Source organism: Staphylococcus sp. EG-SA-18 (genome assembly GCF_017151825.1).
Classification (GTDB): Bacteria; Bacillota; Bacilli; order Staphylococcales; family Staphylococcaceae; genus Staphylococcus; species Staphylococcus aureus.
In genome coordinates, this window is the sequence record NZ_JACYVY010000002.1 from 1 (window position 1) to 15,333 (window position 15,333).

A 15,333-nucleotide genomic window follows, 5' to 3' on the forward strand; every position below is an offset into this window, starting at 1 on the left:
ATGTAAGCGTTACGCATCATTCGAATAATCATTATAAAAAATTTTTTATAAAATACGTATATCGTTAACATTCCACAACAAATTTTACTGAAACACATGTGAAATTAGACATTATAATACTACATCTTTTTGTAAAACATTATATAAACATTCAAACTACTTCCTATATAAAGTGTGTACATAGAATTAACCTTGATTTAGTTTCAAATTTATAGATTTAACATAAAAAGAAAAAGGCAATTTTGTATTTACACACAAAACCACCTCTTCTTTGTAATCTTTTAGTATTAATTCAAATCATTTTTATAAGTAAAAGGTCCCTCGACTAATCTCTATGAAATTAAAGCATTTACCACTTCTTCTAATTTCATACCACGTGATCCTTTAACTAATACACGGTCATGCGCTTTTAAATCGCTTGTTAAAACTTCTATCATATCGTCTTTAGAATTGAAGTGTTGTGCTTTTTCGACATGTTGCTGGCCCGAATCATAAATATACTTCGCTTCATTACCAAACGTATACAACACATCTATATGCTTTTCTTCTAAATAATTACCTACACCGATATGCATTTCTTTGCTATTTTCACCTAATTCTAAAACATCTCCTAAAATTAGAATGCGACGCCCTGTCAAAGTACTCAGTGTATCAATAGCTGCTCTCATACTTGTAGGACTTGCATTATAGGCATCATTTATCACAGTAATATCATTTTCTAATGTATGTTGCTCCATACGCATACCAGTTAAGCTGACATTTTTTAAATTTTGATAGATTGTGTTATATGTCAAACCTAATTCATGACCAACCGCAATGGCAATCGTCGCATTTTTCATATTATGCTTTCCTAATATTGGTAGATCATAATGTTCTTTATTATTAATCGTAAATGAAATACCTGTAGTATCTCTATCATCAACAGAACAAACTAATGCATTATCAGTAGCAACACCGATACTAATACATTTTGCATTTTCAACTTCTTTAACATGCGGTTTCAATAATGGCTCATCGCCATCATATATAAACGTACCATTATCTTTTAAACCTATTGTAATTTCAGATTTAGCTTTAGCAATCCCCTCGCGCGAACCTAAATCTTGCATATGTGACTCACCAATATTAGTTATAACTGCAATATCTGGTTGAGCGAGGTTTGACAGAAATTCAATTTCATGGAAACCTGACATCCCCATCTCCAATATTGATATTTCAGTATCATTATCTAATTCCAAAATAGTTAAAGGTAAACCAATTTCATTATTGTAATTACCTTGCGTTTTCTTAACTTTAAATTCGGTATGCAATACACTTTCAATCATATCTTTAGTCGTTGTTTTACCATTAGACCCTGTGACGGCAATTACTTTAGGGTTTACATGTCTCAAGTAAGCTTGTGCCAATTGTTGTAATGCCGTTAATGTGTCTTCAACCCATATAATAGGCCCGCTTACATTTTCATCTATAGGTGTCCCTCTTTGATAAAAAGCAGCTCCAGCACCATCTTGTAATGCTTTAGAGACAAAGCGATGACCGTCAACATTTTCACCTTTAAATGGTATAAATAACATATTTTTAGAAATTGCTCGTGAATCAATTGTGACTCCATTTATCACTTGATTTAAAAATTGATCTTCAATTTCACAAGGAATCCATGATTGAATTTGCTTTAATGTAACATTAATCATAATAACAACCTCAGTTAGTCAATTTTGTATTTATTTTTCTGTTTATCCTGGTGACGTTCTTTAGCAAGCTCGATAAGTTTTGTAATCAGTTCTGGATAAGATAAGCCCATATTTTCCCATAACTTTGGATACATACTGAAAGCCGTAAATCCAGGCATTGCATTTGTTTCATTAATATATATTTGGTTGTCTTCTGTTACAAAGAAATCTGCACGGACTAAACCAGAACAATCTGTCGCTTTGAATGCCTCTAATGCCATATTTCTAAGCGTTAATTGAACATCTTCGTCTAAGTCAGCTGGAATTTGTAATTGAACCTTACCATCTTTATATTTTGATTTGTAATCGTAAAACGCGACATCTTTTACGACTTCACCTGGCCATGTCGCTTCAGGATAGTCATTTCCTAAAACTGCTACTTCAATTTCACGTGCGTTAACGCCTTGTTCTATAACAAGCTTACGGTCAAATTGGAATGCTTCTTTAATACCTTCTTTAAGTTCCGCTTCATTATTACATTTACTGATACCTACACTTGACCCTAAGTTAGCAGGTTTAACAAAGACTGGGTAATTTAATTTATCATTTACTAATTTTAAAATGTTATGTTCATATTTTTCATATTCAGAACGTAAGAAACTAATATAAGGTAACTGTGGTAACCCTCGATGTTCAAATAATTGTTTCATTACAAGTTTGTCCATAGAACTTGCAGCTGACAATACACCATTTCCTACATATGGTACATCCAAAACTTCAAAAAGTCCTTGAATCGTTCCATCTTCACCATTAGGACCATGTAATAATGGGAATACTGCATCGTATGGTTGTCCTGAACTACTTTCTTTCAATAGCTGTGAAATCTCAAGCGCCTCTCCATTTTCTAAATGAAGCTCATCAGTAGATATAATTTCAGCTGTAATATTATTTTGCTTTCTCCAATCACCATCATTGGTAATATAAATGATATCAACATGATATTTGTCTTTATCTATTGCATTTAATACATTTTGTGCTGTCAGAATCGATACTTCGTGTTCTGCACTTTTCCCTCCAAAAACGATACAAATATTTTCTTTTGTCATTTCGTTTTCCTCCAATGATATATCAGGGTTTGCTACCTTAATATAAATTAATATTGATTTAGTCCTATTGTTAATTGATTTATTCGCATCTTTGAATCTTAATAGTATCACATTTTAATGCTATTTTGCATTTTAAAAACGAGGCGTTATGTGTCTGTATCTATGTTGATTCATTTATAATCAGAACAATATTCCCCTCTATTTTATTCCTAATTCAAATTGAAATCTATAGCTGATATCACTGTGATATTCTAGCTAATTTTTAAAAAGTCATGTAAAATTGATATAAACATTAGTGAGTATAAAAGGAGTTTGCAATGAATTATTCATCTCGTCAACAGCCGGATAAGCATTGGCTTCGCAAAGTAGACTGGGTATTAGTAGCCACTATAGCTGTTTTAGCAATTTTCAGTGTTCTGCTTATTAACTCGGCAATGGGCGGTGGTCAATACAGTGCTAATTTCGGTATCAGACAAATTTTTTATTACATTTTAGGTGCAATTTTTGCAGGTATCATCATGTTTATTTCACCTAAAAAGATTAAACATTATACATATTTATTGTATTTCTTAATCTGTCTATTATTAATAGGCTTGCTCGTTATTCCTGAGTCACCTATTACACCTATTATCAATGGTGCCAAAAGTTGGTACACGTTTGGCCCTATCAGTATTCAGCCATCTGAATTCATGAAAATTATTTTAATTTTAGCATTAGCGCGTGTCGTTTCTAGACATAATCAATTCACATTCAATAAATCATTCCAAAGTGATTTGTTATTATTTTTCAAAATTATTGGTGTCTCGTTAGTACCAAGTATTTTAATATTACTGCAAAATGACCTAGGAACTACATTAGTATTAGCTGCAATTATTGCAGGTGTGATGTTAGTAAGTGGTATAACATGGCGTATCTTAGCACCTATCTTTATTACAGGTATTGTTGGTGCAATGACAGTCATTTTAGGTATTCTATATGCACCCGCATTAATTGAAAATTTATTAGGTGTCCAACTGTATCAAATGGGACGAATCAATTCATGGCTTGACCCCTATACATATAGTAGTGGCGATGGCTATCATTTAACTGAATCACTTAAAGCTATCGGTTCTGGACAGTTACTAGGTAAAGGATACAATCACGGTGAAGTTTATATACCTGAAAATCATACTGACTTTATCTTTTCAGTGATTGGAGAGGAACTAGGTTTTATCGGTTCTGTCATATTGATCTTAATATTTTTATTTTTAATCTTCCATCTAATAAGATTAGCTGCGAAAATTGAAGATCAATTTAACAAAATCTTTATCGTTGGTTTCGTTACTTTACTTGTGTTCCATATTTTACAAAATATTGGTATGACAATTCAGTTGTTACCAATCACTGGTATTCCATTACCATTTATTAGTTATGGTGGTAGTGCGCTATGGAGTATGATGACTGGAATAGGTATAGTCTTATCAATTTATTATCATGAACCAAAACGATATGTCGATTTATACCATCCAAAAAGTAATTAATTTAAACTATTTTGAGTTTCAAATATCATAACTTTTCAAGATGACATTATATAGTCTATTTATATCGTCGATTTAAAATGTCATATATAGATATTACTCGATAATAACAATCCCTCTTTGAGGTACACATGTAAAATGTATACTCTAAAGAGGGATTTAGTTATATACTACTTGCTTTCATTTTAGTAAATCCAGTCAAAAAAGCTATCATCGAATAGTCCAACGATAGCTTTAACGGTGTGTGATTCACAATCACAGTCAATTATTTTAATTCGTGACTTACTTTATTAGATGCTGGCAAAGTATTAATAATGTCTAAACGAGATTTAGTTTTTTTAATATTCACACCTAATGATGACAATAGTTTGACTACATTTTGAATCTTTTCAGGACGTTTCATTATTATCACCTCGTTTGGATCGCTTTCAATATTATCTTACCCTATTCGACATACCTTTACTACATCATTTACAAAATTTTTAATTTATTTTCAAAATTAAAATCTATAGCGCACTCTACATTATACCCTAAATTACAATTTTGTATCCTTCATCATAGATTTCTTTTTCAATACTATTCAAATTTGCTGGTGTCTCATACGATACAGTTACTTGACCATCTATTATATTAATATTCACTTGATGAACACCTATCATATTTGAAATGCGTTCTGTCAATTGACTTACTTGTTCTTCTGTTTCAATTCCCGCTGTGTAAATCGTATTTTGATGTATCATCTTAAACTCCTTTAGTCTTTAATCAATTTTTGAAAAGTCACTAATAACTCTTCCATCGCCTCTTCCTGAGCACCTTGATTAACTTTATTCATAATACAACTTTTCATATGTTGTTCTAATAACTTTATCGCAACACTGTTTAACGCCGAACGTGTCGCTCTTATTTGCGTAAGGACATCATCACAATAGACATCTTCTTCAATCATGCGATTAATCGCTCTCACTTGTCCTTCAATTCGATTTAAACGTGATTTAAGATTCGTTTTTATTTGTTCAGAATGATGTGCATTATCTTGTTCAGTCATAGCATTCACTCCTTCATTTACATTCTTTACTATACTATATCCCATAAAACACAACGTCAACACAAAGTGTGTTTTTCAAACTAAATTGTCATGATATTTAAATTGCTTCATGATACAATTAATAAGATATACTACTCGTTTAAGATTTTCGATGGGAGGTTTCAAATGATAGAGTTATTATCCATTGCACTCAAACATTCTAATATTATTTTAAATTCAATATTTATTGGTGCATTTATTTTAAACTTATTATTCGCCTTTACCATTATTTTCATGGAAAGACGTTCTGCCAATTCTATCTGGGCTTGGTTACTAGTCTTAGTTTTCTTGCCTTTATTCGGCTTCATTTTATACTTACTATTAGGACGACAAATTCAACGTGACCAAATTTTCAAAATTGATAAGGAAGATAAAAAAGGATTAGAGTTAATCGTTGATGAGCAATTAGCTGCTTTAAAAAATGAAAACTTTTCAAATTCCAATTATCAAATTGTAAAATTTAAAGAAATGATTCAAATGTTGTTATATAATAACGCAGCATTTTTAACAACAGACAATGATTTAAAAATATACACAGACGGCCAAGAAAAATTTGATGACCTAATACAAGACATCCGTAATGCTACTGATTATATTCATTTTCAGTACTATATTATTCAAAATGATGAATTAGGTCGTACCATTTTAAATGAACTTGGTAAAAAAGCGGAACAAGGTGTAGAAGTTAAAATTCTTTATGATGACATGGGTTCTCGTGGACTGCGTAAAAAAGGCTTACGCCCGTTTCGCAATAAAGGTGGACATGCTGAAGCATTTTTCCCATCAAAATTACCTTTAATTAACTTGCGTATGAACAATCGAAACCATCGAAAAATTGTTGTAATAGATGGGCAAATTGGATATGTTGGTGGTTTTAATGTTGGTGATGAGTACTTAGGTAAATCAAAAAAATTCGGCTATTGGCGAGATACGCATTTACGAATTGTCGGGGACGCAGTGAATGCATTGCAATTACGATTTATTCTAGATTGGAATTCACAAGCCACACGTGACCACATCTCCTATGATGATCGTTATTTCCCAGATGTAAATTCTGGTGGAACAATTGGCGTTCAAATAGCTTCTAGTGGTCCTGACGAAGAATGGGAACAGATTAAATACGGTTATTTGAAAATGATTTCATCTGCTAAAAAATCGATTTATATTCAATCTCCCTATTTTATACCTGATCAAGCCTTTTTAGATTCTATTAAAATTGCGGCATTAGGTGGTGTTGATGTCAATATCATGATTCCTAATAAACCTGACCATCCGTTTGTTTTTTGGGCTACTTTAAAAAATGCAGCATCCTTATTAGATGCCGGTGTTAAAGTATTTCACTACGACAATGGCTTTTTACACTCAAAAACACTTGTTATAGATGATGAAATTGCAAGTGTTGGAACAGCTAATATGGACCATCGCAGTTTCACATTGAATTTCGAAGTCAACGCCTTTATTTATGACCAACAAATTGCCAAAAAATTAAAACAAGCTTTTATAGATGATTTAGCAGTATCTTCTGAATTAACAAAAGCACGTTATGCTAAGCGAAGTCTTTGGATTAAATTTAAAGAAGGTATTTCACAATTATTGTCACCTATCTTATAAAATAGAAATATGAGGAGTGTAACTTTAATGCAACAATCAGACGTCATTAGTGCTGCCAAAAAATATATGGAATCTATTCATCAAAATGATTATACAGGCCATGATATTGCGCATGTATATCGTGTCACTGCTTTAGCTAAATCAATCGCTGAAAATGAAGGTGTTAATGATACTTTAGTCATTGAACTCGCATGTTTGCTTCATGATACCGTTGACGAAAAAGTTGTAGATGCTAACAAACTATATGTTGAATTGAAGTCATTTTTATCTTCTTTATCACTATCAACCGAAGATCAAGAGCACATTTTATTTATTATTAATAATATGAGCTATCGCAATGGCAAAAATGATCATGTCACTTTATCTTTAGAAGGTCAAATTGTCAGGGATGCAGATCGTCTTGATGCTATAGGCGCTATAGGTGTTGCACGAACATTTCAATTTGCAGGACACTTTGGTGAACCAATGTGGACAGAACATATGTCACTAGATAAGATTAATGATGATTTAGTTGAACAGTTGCCACCATCTGCAATTAAACATTTCTTTGAAAAATTACTTAAGTTAGAATCTTTAATGCATACAGATACGGCGAAGATGATTGCTAAAGAACGTCACGACTTTATGATGATGTACTTGAAACAGTTTTTTACGGAATGGAATTATCACGACTAGACATTGAAGTTGTAGTATGATGATGCGATGTAATGGCGTGTTGTTGTGGAAGCTTGGTGTCATGCCATGTTACTTTGATGTGTTGTTGTGGAAGCTTGGTGTTGATGCCATGTTACTTTGATGTGCTGGTGCTACGATGCGACTTGATGTAGTGCTATGATGTGGCATTGCGGTGTTATGGTGTTATAGACCGGTTTGGCGTCGATGCCATGCCGTTACGATTCTATGATATGTTGTTGGGACGTTGCAATGTGTATTATGCCGTTGTGACGTTATTATTTCACACTGTTACATGTATAAGTGAATTGCTGTGGAAATTTGCGACATATACTGCTACACTGATGAATCATTGTGTCAAGATGACATTGCGATGAAGAATGACAACTCTGTTATTAACCACTTTTTACATACTGAAAACTCGTTAATATTATTTCAAATAAAAACAGCAGTAGGATGACTTTCACATTTGAAATCATCTTACTGCTGTTTCTATTTATCACATATTGTATAATGTGACACTAAGTTTCGCTTTTGAAGCGAAAAATAATGTGCGCCCTATAAAGTTAAAATTATATTCAACTTTTAGGGTGCACATTATTTGGACTTGCTAAGGTTATTTCTTTTTCTTTTTAGACACTACTTGTGTGTTTTTGCCTTTTTTATTGCTGCCGCCGTTGTGCTCTCTTTCATACGCTTCAATGAAAGGTTGTACTTCTTTTTTAGCGACTTTTTCATAATAAATGTTCGCAAAGTGTGTTTGAACTACAAGGAACGCCGCACTGACTGACCAGTACAAACCAAGTGCTGATGCTGAGCTTAATGAAATCCAGATAATCATAATTGGTGAAATGACCATCATCATGTAACCCATTTGACGTTGTTCGTCTGGCATCGTTTTACTTGATACATATGCTTGGATAAAGTATAAAACACCGGCAATAATTGTAATCCAAATATCAGGACGTCCTAAATCGAACCATAAGAAGTGTGGATATTTAAACAAACCATCTACAAGTTGGTCTTTAAGTACAAAGTATAATCCCATGATGATTGGCAATTGGATTAGCATTGGTAAACAACCCAACATACTCTTAATCGGGTTCATGTCATACTTTTTATATACTTGCATTAATTCTTGGTTTGCAGCCATTTTTTCTTCTTGTGTACGCGCACGTTTCACTTTTTCTTGAATTTTTTCAACTTCTGGCTTTGCAACTTTCATTTTTTGACGCATCATATGACTATTTTTATAGTTTGACAACATGAATGGTAATAAAATAATACGAATTACCAATACAAGGATAATAATAGCTAAACCATAATTGTCGTTTAATAAGTTATTTCCCAACCAATCCAATACATTTTTCATTGGATCTACGAATGTATTGTAGAAAAACCCACTACGTTTTTCAGGTTTAGAATAGTCACAACCAGCCAAAAAGACCATAATACCTAAAAATAATGGTAGTAACGCTTTTTTCTTCATTTTTCCACCTCTATCATTATATTCACATAGGATTTATTCTATCACATTAATGAGTACGTATGAAACAATAAGTGGAAAAATTTAACTAATTATTAAAAAAATCTTTGAATCGATTAACAGTATTTTCAATATTTTCACTTTTAGAAATGGCTGAAATGACTGAAATTCCATTGGCACCTGCTTCTACAATCGGCGCCACATTATTAGTATTGATACCGCCAATAGCTACAATCGGTAGTTGCGGATTCATTTCTTTAAACGTTGCAATCATTTCTGGACCTACTGGTATATGCGCGTCATGCTTCGACGGCGTAGGATAGATTGGTCCAACACCTATATAATCAACATGAGTTAAATCAGATTTTGCATACTCATCTAAATCACTAATACTAAGTCCAATAATTTTATCAGTGAAATATTGTGCTATCTCTTTGACTTTCGCATCATCTTGACCGACATGTATACCATCCGCGTTAATTTCTTTTGCCAAGGATACATCATCATTAACGATAAAAGGCACATCATATTGATGACAGAGATGCTGTAATTCTTTAGCTAATACAAGTTTATCGTTTCCTTTTAAAGCTGATTCACCCTTTTCTCGAAATTGGAAAAGTGTAATCCCTGCCTTTAATGCTGCTTCTAATACTTCATGAATAGTTCGATGACTCGGAACATCGGAGGTCCCACAAATAAAATACACATTTAGATACGATTGGTTAAACATATTTTTCCACCTCTTGAATACGAATCCGTTGTTGATAGGTTGTTTCATTTAAATGATATAACGTATCAAGCAACAATGGTGAAAACGTACCAGGACCACCACAATTTTCATTTTCAGCAGCTACCTCAGCAGCAATATTAAATACGCTTACCGCTTCAATTAACGCTTCTATGTCTGGTTCTGTTTCTCTAAATAAAAATCCAGCAATAACGCCTCCTAATAAACAACCAGCTCCAGTTACTCGTGCTAATAATGGAGATCCATTAGCTAATACGATGGCTTTATTATCTTGAACAATAACGTCCTCTTTACCTGTGATTACTATTGCAGTTTTATATGTTGCGTAAGCCTTTTTCGCTATTGTAACCGCATCAAGATTAGCATCACTATCTGTACCTTTCATAGTTGCTGTATCATCAATCAACGCTAATATTTCAGATGCATTGCCTTTAATTACTGATACTTTCGCTGATTTCAATAATAATTTACAAAATTGCTTTCGATATGTAGAAGCACCAACAGCTACAGGGTCAAATACAATAGGTAAGCCTGCCTCATTTGCCGTTTGAGCAATCGCAATAATATCTTGTTCATTTTCTGCTGTTAAAGTACCGATATTGATTAATAGCCCTTGTGCAACTTTGTAAAATTCTTCAGCTTCTTCGGGAGCTTCACTCATTGCAGGGCTAGCACCAATACTTAATAAACCATTCGCTGTAAAATTTTTAACTACATCGTTTGTATAACAAATTGTTAATGGGTTTTCAATACGTATTTTATTTAGATAATTCATCGTCTAATCCCTCTTTCTTTAAATATGCAAAATGATTCACTGGACCTCTACCACGGCCGATTTCAGGCGTATATTGTATACTCATTGAAATAAACTTTTTAGCCTTGTGTACAGCCTCAAATAATCGTCTACCTTTTGCAAGTTCTGCCGTTATAACTGCTGAAAATGTACACCCTGTTCCATGCGTATGTTTTGTTTTAAATCGTTCATTTTCAAATGTTTGAACACCTTCGTTAGTAAATAAATAATCTTTTGCTATATCAGTATCATTTGAATGACCGCCTTTAATGATGACACCTTTACTACCAATCTCATTAATAAAGATGCGGCCAGCCTGCATAATTTTTTCTTCACTATCAATGGTTAGTCCCGTTATTTCTTCAGCTTCTGGTAAATTCGGTGTTACTACGTCAGCTAATGGCAATAACGTATGCTGCAAGTTTTGCTTTGTGTCATTATCCATTAATGAATCACCGCTTTTCGCCAACATAACAGGATCAATTACATATGGAATAGATTCATGTTGCATTAAATAATGACGAATCGTTTCCATAGTATCTGCTGTAGCAATCATCCCCGTTTTAATAGCATGAGGTAAGGTATCATTGAAGACACTATCAAGTTGTTCATCTACCCATTGATGATTTAAATTATGAATATGTTGTACGCCCAATGTATTTTGAGCAACAATACTTGTAACGACGCCCATACCATATACACCACATGAATGAAATGATTTTAAATCAGCCATTACGCCGGCACCACCTGTTGGATCAGTACCTGCAATGGTTAATGCTATTTTAGGTTTAATCATTTACTTTTCCTCCAAATTCCCATTGTTCTAGTGTCATAGCCATATTGAAAAATCGACGCTCATGTATGCAACTTTCTAAAAATACTTGCTTTACTTGTTCCAATTCCTTGTCAGACATTGATTCGGCTAATTTATTCATTAATGCCTCAAATACGTTAATTATGTCATCCATTTCAGTACTATAAAAATCAAACCATTTTGCCGTATCTTTTTCTCTATTAAGCTTATGATCACTTTGAGAGCGCTTAGCTAATTCTGCATAAATATATGGACAAGGTGCCATTGCAGCAATTGTATAAATAGCATTTTCACGACTATGCGCTTGGAAATACATATGTTTTATGTAATGGTCGCCACTTGGAGGCCAAACTTTTGTTTTAATGATTTCTTCGTATGATTCACCAACAATTTGCGCTAAAATATCATGCGCAAGTACTTCACCTTCAACCATAAATTCTATTTGCTCTACTAAAAATTTTACGTCATTCATGCTATTCATTTTTGGAATTAACAAAGCATATAAGTTTGTAAATTCTTTTAAATACGCAGCATCAGCTTTTAAGTAATGGCGTAATGCGTCAGCTCCTATATCTCCGGATAACATCTTCTGAATAAAGTCATCCTCATAAATATCATTAATGATTGGCTTTGCAGCTTGGTACAATTTTTGTGAAAATTCCATTGTAAAAAATCCTCCCTAAATAAAAAAACTACTTCCAACATGAAAGTAGTTTGATGGCAATGTTGCTATACTAGCCCCATCACTTCAATAACTACTTTCCTACGTTGGTACTAACCAAATCAGGTCATAAGGGTCTGAACAATTCATCTCAGCCATATCATTAGGCTCCCCTAGTAGTTCCTTAGTATTCAATTGCAAATTAATCTTAGCAAACGGTTTCAACATTTTCAATTATTGTTGCTCAGTTGGGAGTGGGACAGAAATGATATTTTCGCAAAATTTATTTCGTCGTCCCACCCCGGCAAGGTTGACTAGAATTGAAAAAAGCTTGTTACAAGCGCATTTTCGTTCAGTCAACTACTGCCAATATAACTTCGTAGAGCATAGAACATTGATTTATGTCCCAGCCTGTATAATGACATATATTTGCGAAATAAAAAAACCGGAACATATCGAGAATTCCCCGATATATTCCAATCTAAAAGTTACTTATATAACTATTAATTAGCTATGCATAAATGGCTTATGCAGTAACCCAATGTCCAGCGCCACCAGTGTTATATAATTTTACTGCTGCGGCATCTTGAACACTTTCAGGAGCATTTGCTGGTGATACACCTTTATATTTAGCAGGTGCTACTGAATCCCAAGTTGATTGTAAGAATTGATACTTACCAGCTGCACCTGATGTTGGATTTACAGCATGAATATTGCCACCTGATTCACGTTGAGCAATTTGTTTTAGATGAGCATTCACATTTACTGATGAACCTTCTGATGATTTTGATTCAGTTGGTGTTGCAGTAACTTGTGAATTGTTTGATGTTGATGCTTGTGGTTGTTGAGTTTGAGCATTTTGTGGTGCTTCAACTTCTTGTGATTGTACTTGATTAGCTTGAACAGCTGATGGTGCAACATTATTAGTTGCAGGTGCTTGTGCACTCATGTCTGCTCCATTAGTACCTGTTGCATGGTAATTCCAAGCAAAGTGTGTACCATCTGATTCAAAGTGATAAGTAAACCCTTCATAGTCAAATGTATAATTATAAGCCCCAGCTTCAATTGGTTTTTGATTTAATGTTTGATCATTTGATTGCGCCATTTGCGCTAAAGATGCTTTATTTAAGTCCGCTTCACTTGCATGGGCTTCGTGACCTGCATTTCCTGCTACGATTCCTAAACCTACTGCTAATGATGATGCGAGTAATGTTTTCTTCATAATCTTAAAATCCTCCTACAAGTAATTTGTTTCTCTAAAAGTTTTACAGAGACTACTGTAACATCTATAAAATCCGTGCAGGTTACAACAAAATAAAAAAATAGCCTTGTTTTTTACACAGTGATTACAACGAAATCCCCCATAATTTCAGATATGATTCTATCGAGAATTGTCATGACAGTAAAAATGTTTTTTATTTGCAATTTTTTATGTAATCGTTTTGCAATCTATGTCTATTTTCTATTAGAAAAACTACACAAAAAGACGACCTACACAACAGTACTAGTCATGTAAGTCGTTTTTAAGTGAGTATATTTCAAGTTAATTAGATCTATAAAAAATTTAGGATGGATTAAATGTATATTAAGGATGTTTAGGATAATTGGATTTAAATTTCTAATAAGTCATGATTATCTATATTTTGAGAGTCAATATCTAAAATACTATCTGAGAGAATTTCATTATTTTGGGATTTAGGGGACATAAATTTTATTGTTTCAACATATAATTCAGTGACAAAGTGTGTTTGTCCGTCTTTATCATACTTTCTTGATCTCATTTGACCAGTTATACCAACCAATGTACCTTGATTAGTATATTTTTCTATATTAGAAGCTAACTTGCCAAATGCTTTACAGAATAAGTAATCACAGACGATTTCTCCATTTTCATCTTTATAATTTCGGTGCGTTGCAACACAAAACGTTGCAATTTTTCTATCCTCCTTTTCAAATATTTGTGCGTCTTTCGTCAGTCTCTCGACAATTACGATTTTATTTAGCATGTAGTGTGTGATTCACCTCCTATGCCTATATCTTAATTACTAGCTTAAAAATGGTCAAAATGGCAAATTTTATATAATTAATAGCTATAGCATCTCGTTATTTGTTATATTTAAAGAAATTAGTCATGAAATGACCTTAAATCTTCTAAATAATTCAAAAATCATAAATATTAAACTAATGGGATGTGGGAATATGAAAACTTTTAAAGCAGTAAGGTTTCAAATTGTGAATGAACACGGCAGAATTATAGAATATGAATTAGAAGATGGCGTAATAATTAATAAAGAGGAAAGTGGCACGGGTTGGTTGCTTGAAATTGTCATTTCTAATGAGCATTATGAAACATTTAAGGAATATCAAGACAATGAACAGTTATTGGATATTCGTGTCGTCATCACGCGTCCAGCCAATGATCCAGCTTTATTTGAATCTACTGTGAAAAGTATTAAAAATTTTAAAACAACAATGTCTATCGTATTTGAATGTCATATTTACACTTTACGTCAACAGTATGCTGAAAGTTTATTAGAACAACTTATTGATGATGGATTATCTGGTGAAGAATTAAAAAAATCATTTAATCGAATGATGCAGTCTAAACCAAAGTTAAAGGATGAAAAATTAGAAGAGTAAAATAAAAAACATTCAAAGATTTTGCCAACACATTAAATCTTTGAATGTTTTTTTGTTTTATTTTACATCTTGAATTGCAAATGTAAGTTCACAACTACAAGCAAGTTGACCATCGACAGTAGCTTTAGCATTACCTTTACCGATTGGTCCTTTAATTTTAGTGATTTCTACTTCCAACGTTAAAGTATCACCAGGTACTACTTGACGTTTAAAACGACATTTATCAATACCAGCAAATAAAGCGATTTTACCTTTATTTTCTTCACTATTTAAAATAGCTACCGCACCTGTTTGAGCTAACGCTTCAGTAATTAATACGCCTGGCATTACCGCATACTCAGGAAAATGCCCTTGAAAGAATGGTTCGTTTCCTGATACTTGTTTAATAGCCACACAACGTTGACCTTCTTCATATTCAACTACTTTATCAATTAATAAAAATGGCTGTCTGTGAGGTATAATTTGTTTAATTTGGTTATAATCAAAAATTGTTTCCATGGTTGAAATCCTCCATTATATTAATTTACTGAA

At 33.0% G+C, this 15,333-nt stretch carries 17 protein-coding genes and 1 riboswitch; of the genes, 4 read left to right on the top strand and 13 right to left on the bottom strand.

What is annotated here, in order from left to right:
• Positions 1-332 precede the first annotated feature (332 nt).
• Positions 333-1,691: a UDP-N-acetylmuramoyl-tripeptide--D-alanyl-D-alanine ligase gene (locus IDG66_RS00415; protein WP_000611483.1), complete on the bottom strand. Its 1,359-nt coding sequence runs from the start codon at positions 1,689-1,691 to the stop codon at positions 333-335.
• A gap of 14 nt (positions 1,692-1,705) precedes the next feature.
• The gene (locus tag IDG66_RS00420; protein ID WP_000159627.1) at positions 1,706-2,776 is read right to left on the bottom strand and encodes a D-alanine--D-alanine ligase; all 1,071 of its coding nucleotides are present in this window, start codon (positions 2,774-2,776) and stop codon (positions 1,706-1,708) included.
• Positions 2,777-3,093: 317 nt separating this feature from the next.
• Here IDG66_RS00420 and IDG66_RS00425 point away from each other — a divergent pair, with 317 nt between their 5' ends.
• Positions 3,094-4,296 (top strand): FtsW/RodA/SpoVE family cell cycle protein, encoded by a 1,203-nt coding sequence (locus IDG66_RS00425; RefSeq protein WP_001109939.1) that lies wholly within the window; start codon positions 3,094-3,096, stop codon positions 4,294-4,296.
• Between the two features lie 262 nt (positions 4,297-4,558).
• Here the strand turns inward: IDG66_RS00425 and IDG66_RS00430 are convergent, their stop codons facing one another.
• The 3 genes from IDG66_RS00430 to csoR form a co-directional block, all read right to left on the bottom strand.
• Complete coding sequence (locus IDG66_RS00430; RefSeq protein ID WP_000828354.1) at positions 4,559-4,696, bottom strand: Lmo0850 family protein; 138 nt, start codon at positions 4,694-4,696, stop codon at positions 4,559-4,561.
• A 127-nt stretch (positions 4,697-4,823) separates the two neighbouring features.
• A complete protein-coding gene (gene csoZ / locus IDG66_RS00435) occupies positions 4,824-5,033 on the bottom strand; it encodes a putative copper chaperone CsoZ (RefSeq protein ID WP_000581793.1) in 210 nt (69 codons plus the stop codon).
• Between the two features lie 11 nt (positions 5,034-5,044).
• The gene (csoR, locus tag IDG66_RS00440) at positions 5,045-5,338 is read right to left on the bottom strand and encodes a copper-sensing transcriptional repressor CsoR (protein ID WP_000138932.1); all 294 of its coding nucleotides are present in this window, start codon (positions 5,336-5,338) and stop codon (positions 5,045-5,047) included.
• Between the two features lie 165 nt (positions 5,339-5,503).
• On the opposite strand from csoR, the gene cls reads away from it, so the two are divergent.
• Positions 5,504-6,988: a cardiolipin synthase gene (cls, locus tag IDG66_RS00445; protein WP_000571549.1), complete on the top strand. Its 1,485-nt coding sequence runs from the start codon at positions 5,504-5,506 to the stop codon at positions 6,986-6,988.
• A 27-nt stretch (positions 6,989-7,015) separates the two neighbouring features.
• A complete protein-coding gene (locus IDG66_RS00450; protein ID WP_001187628.1) occupies positions 7,016-7,663 on the top strand; it encodes an HD domain-containing protein in 648 nt (215 codons plus the stop codon).
• A 613-nt stretch (positions 7,664-8,276) separates the two neighbouring features.
• On the opposite strand, the gene yidC is transcribed toward IDG66_RS00450, so the two are convergent.
• The 7 genes from yidC to IDG66_RS00485 form a co-directional block, all read right to left on the bottom strand.
• A complete protein-coding gene (yidC, locus tag IDG66_RS00455) occupies positions 8,277-9,149 on the bottom strand; it encodes a membrane protein insertase YidC (protein WP_000725802.1) in 873 nt (290 codons plus the stop codon).
• Between the two features lie 85 nt (positions 9,150-9,234).
• Positions 9,235-9,876 carry a thiamine phosphate synthase gene (gene thiE, locus IDG66_RS00460; RefSeq protein WP_000483155.1) on the bottom strand — a complete coding sequence of 214 codons (642 nt, stop codon included), beginning with the start codon at positions 9,874-9,876 and terminating at the stop codon, positions 9,235-9,237.
• Positions 9,869-10,669 (bottom strand): hydroxyethylthiazole kinase, encoded by an 801-nt coding sequence (gene thiM / locus IDG66_RS00465; protein ID WP_001108492.1) that lies wholly within the window; start codon positions 10,667-10,669, stop codon positions 9,869-9,871. The genes thiE and thiM overlap by 8 nt, the downstream gene beginning before the upstream one ends.
• Complete coding sequence (gene thiD / locus IDG66_RS00470) at positions 10,653-11,483, bottom strand: bifunctional hydroxymethylpyrimidine kinase/phosphomethylpyrimidine kinase (protein ID WP_000594960.1); 831 nt, start codon at positions 11,481-11,483, stop codon at positions 10,653-10,655. Before thiD ends, thiM begins: the two co-directional genes overlap by 17 nt.
• Positions 11,476-12,165 (bottom strand): thiaminase II, encoded by a 690-nt coding sequence (gene tenA / locus IDG66_RS00475; protein ID WP_000396077.1) that lies wholly within the window; start codon positions 12,163-12,165, stop codon positions 11,476-11,478. Before tenA ends, thiD begins: the two co-directional genes overlap by 8 nt.
• Before the next feature lie 79 nt (positions 12,166-12,244).
• Positions 12,245-12,347: riboswitch (TPP riboswitch) on the bottom strand.
• 341 nt (positions 12,348-12,688) lie between these two features.
• Positions 12,689-13,384, bottom strand: coding sequence for a lytic transglycosylase SceD (gene sceD, locus IDG66_RS00480; protein ID WP_000752008.1), 696 nt, complete (start codon positions 13,382-13,384; stop codon positions 12,689-12,691).
• Positions 13,385-13,772: 388 nt separating this feature from the next.
• Entirely contained in the window at positions 13,773-14,168 is a 396-nt protein-coding gene (locus IDG66_RS00485; protein ID WP_000932692.1) for a single-stranded DNA-binding protein, read from the bottom strand.
• 193 nt (positions 14,169-14,361) lie between these two features.
• On the opposite strand from IDG66_RS00485, the gene IDG66_RS00490 reads away from it, so the two are divergent.
• Positions 14,362-14,802, top strand: coding sequence for a YwpF-like family protein (locus IDG66_RS00490; protein WP_000846746.1), 441 nt, complete (start codon positions 14,362-14,364; stop codon positions 14,800-14,802).
• A 57-nt stretch (positions 14,803-14,859) separates the two neighbouring features.
• Here IDG66_RS00490 and fabZ read toward each other — a convergent pair whose 3' ends face one another.
• On the bottom strand, positions 14,860-15,300 hold the full coding sequence (gene fabZ, locus IDG66_RS00495) for a 3-hydroxyacyl-ACP dehydratase FabZ (RefSeq protein ID WP_000447678.1): 441 nt from the start codon (positions 15,298-15,300) through the stop codon (positions 14,860-14,862).
• Positions 15,301-15,333: the final 33 nt, after the last annotated feature.

What these genes read in the sequence shown, in the direction of transcription:
- IDG66_RS00415 (WP_000611483.1), bottom strand. Translation starts at nt 1,691, where the DNA reads ATGATTAATGTTACATTAAAGCAAATTCAATCATGGATTCCTTGTGAA.
- IDG66_RS00420 (WP_000159627.1), bottom strand. Translation starts at nt 2,776, where the DNA reads ATGACAAAAGAAAATATTTGTATCGTTTTTGGAGGGAAAAGTGCAGAA.
- IDG66_RS00425 (WP_001109939.1), top strand. Translation starts at nt 3,094, where the DNA reads ATGAATTATTCATCTCGTCAACAGCCGGATAAGCATTGGCTTCGCAAA.
- IDG66_RS00430 (WP_000828354.1), bottom strand. Translation starts at nt 4,696, where the DNA reads ATGAAACGTCCTGAAAAGATTCAAAATGTAGTCAAACTATTGTCATCA.
- csoZ (WP_000581793.1), bottom strand. Translation starts at nt 5,033, where the DNA reads ATGATACATCAAAATACGATTTACACAGCGGGAATTGAAACAGAAGAA.
- csoR (WP_000138932.1), bottom strand. Translation starts at nt 5,338, where the DNA reads ATGACTGAACAAGATAATGCACATCATTCTGAACAAATAAAAACGAAT.
- cls (WP_000571549.1), top strand. Translation starts at nt 5,504, where the DNA reads ATGATAGAGTTATTATCCATTGCACTCAAACATTCTAATATTATTTTA.
- IDG66_RS00450 (WP_001187628.1), top strand. Translation starts at nt 7,016, where the DNA reads ATGCAACAATCAGACGTCATTAGTGCTGCCAAAAAATATATGGAATCT.
- yidC (WP_000725802.1), bottom strand. Translation starts at nt 9,149, where the DNA reads ATGAAGAAAAAAGCGTTACTACCATTATTTTTAGGTATTATGGTCTTT.
- thiE (WP_000483155.1), bottom strand. Translation starts at nt 9,876, where the DNA reads ATGTTTAACCAATCGTATCTAAATGTGTATTTTATTTGTGGGACCTCC.
- thiM (WP_001108492.1), bottom strand. Translation starts at nt 10,669, where the DNA reads ATGAATTATCTAAATAAAATACGTATTGAAAACCCATTAACAATTTGT.
- thiD (WP_000594960.1), bottom strand. Translation starts at nt 11,483, where the DNA reads ATGATTAAACCTAAAATAGCATTAACCATTGCAGGTACTGATCCAACA.
- tenA (WP_000396077.1), bottom strand. Translation starts at nt 12,165, where the DNA reads ATGGAATTTTCACAAAAATTGTACCAAGCTGCAAAGCCAATCATTAAT.
- sceD (WP_000752008.1), bottom strand. Translation starts at nt 13,384, where the DNA reads ATGAAGAAAACATTACTCGCATCATCATTAGCAGTAGGTTTAGGAATC.
- IDG66_RS00485 (WP_000932692.1), bottom strand. Translation starts at nt 14,168, where the DNA reads ATGCTAAATAAAATCGTAATTGTCGAGAGACTGACGAAAGACGCACAA.
- IDG66_RS00490 (WP_000846746.1), top strand. Translation starts at nt 14,362, where the DNA reads ATGAAAACTTTTAAAGCAGTAAGGTTTCAAATTGTGAATGAACACGGC.
- fabZ (WP_000447678.1), bottom strand. Translation starts at nt 15,300, where the DNA reads ATGGAAACAATTTTTGATTATAACCAAATTAAACAAATTATACCTCAC.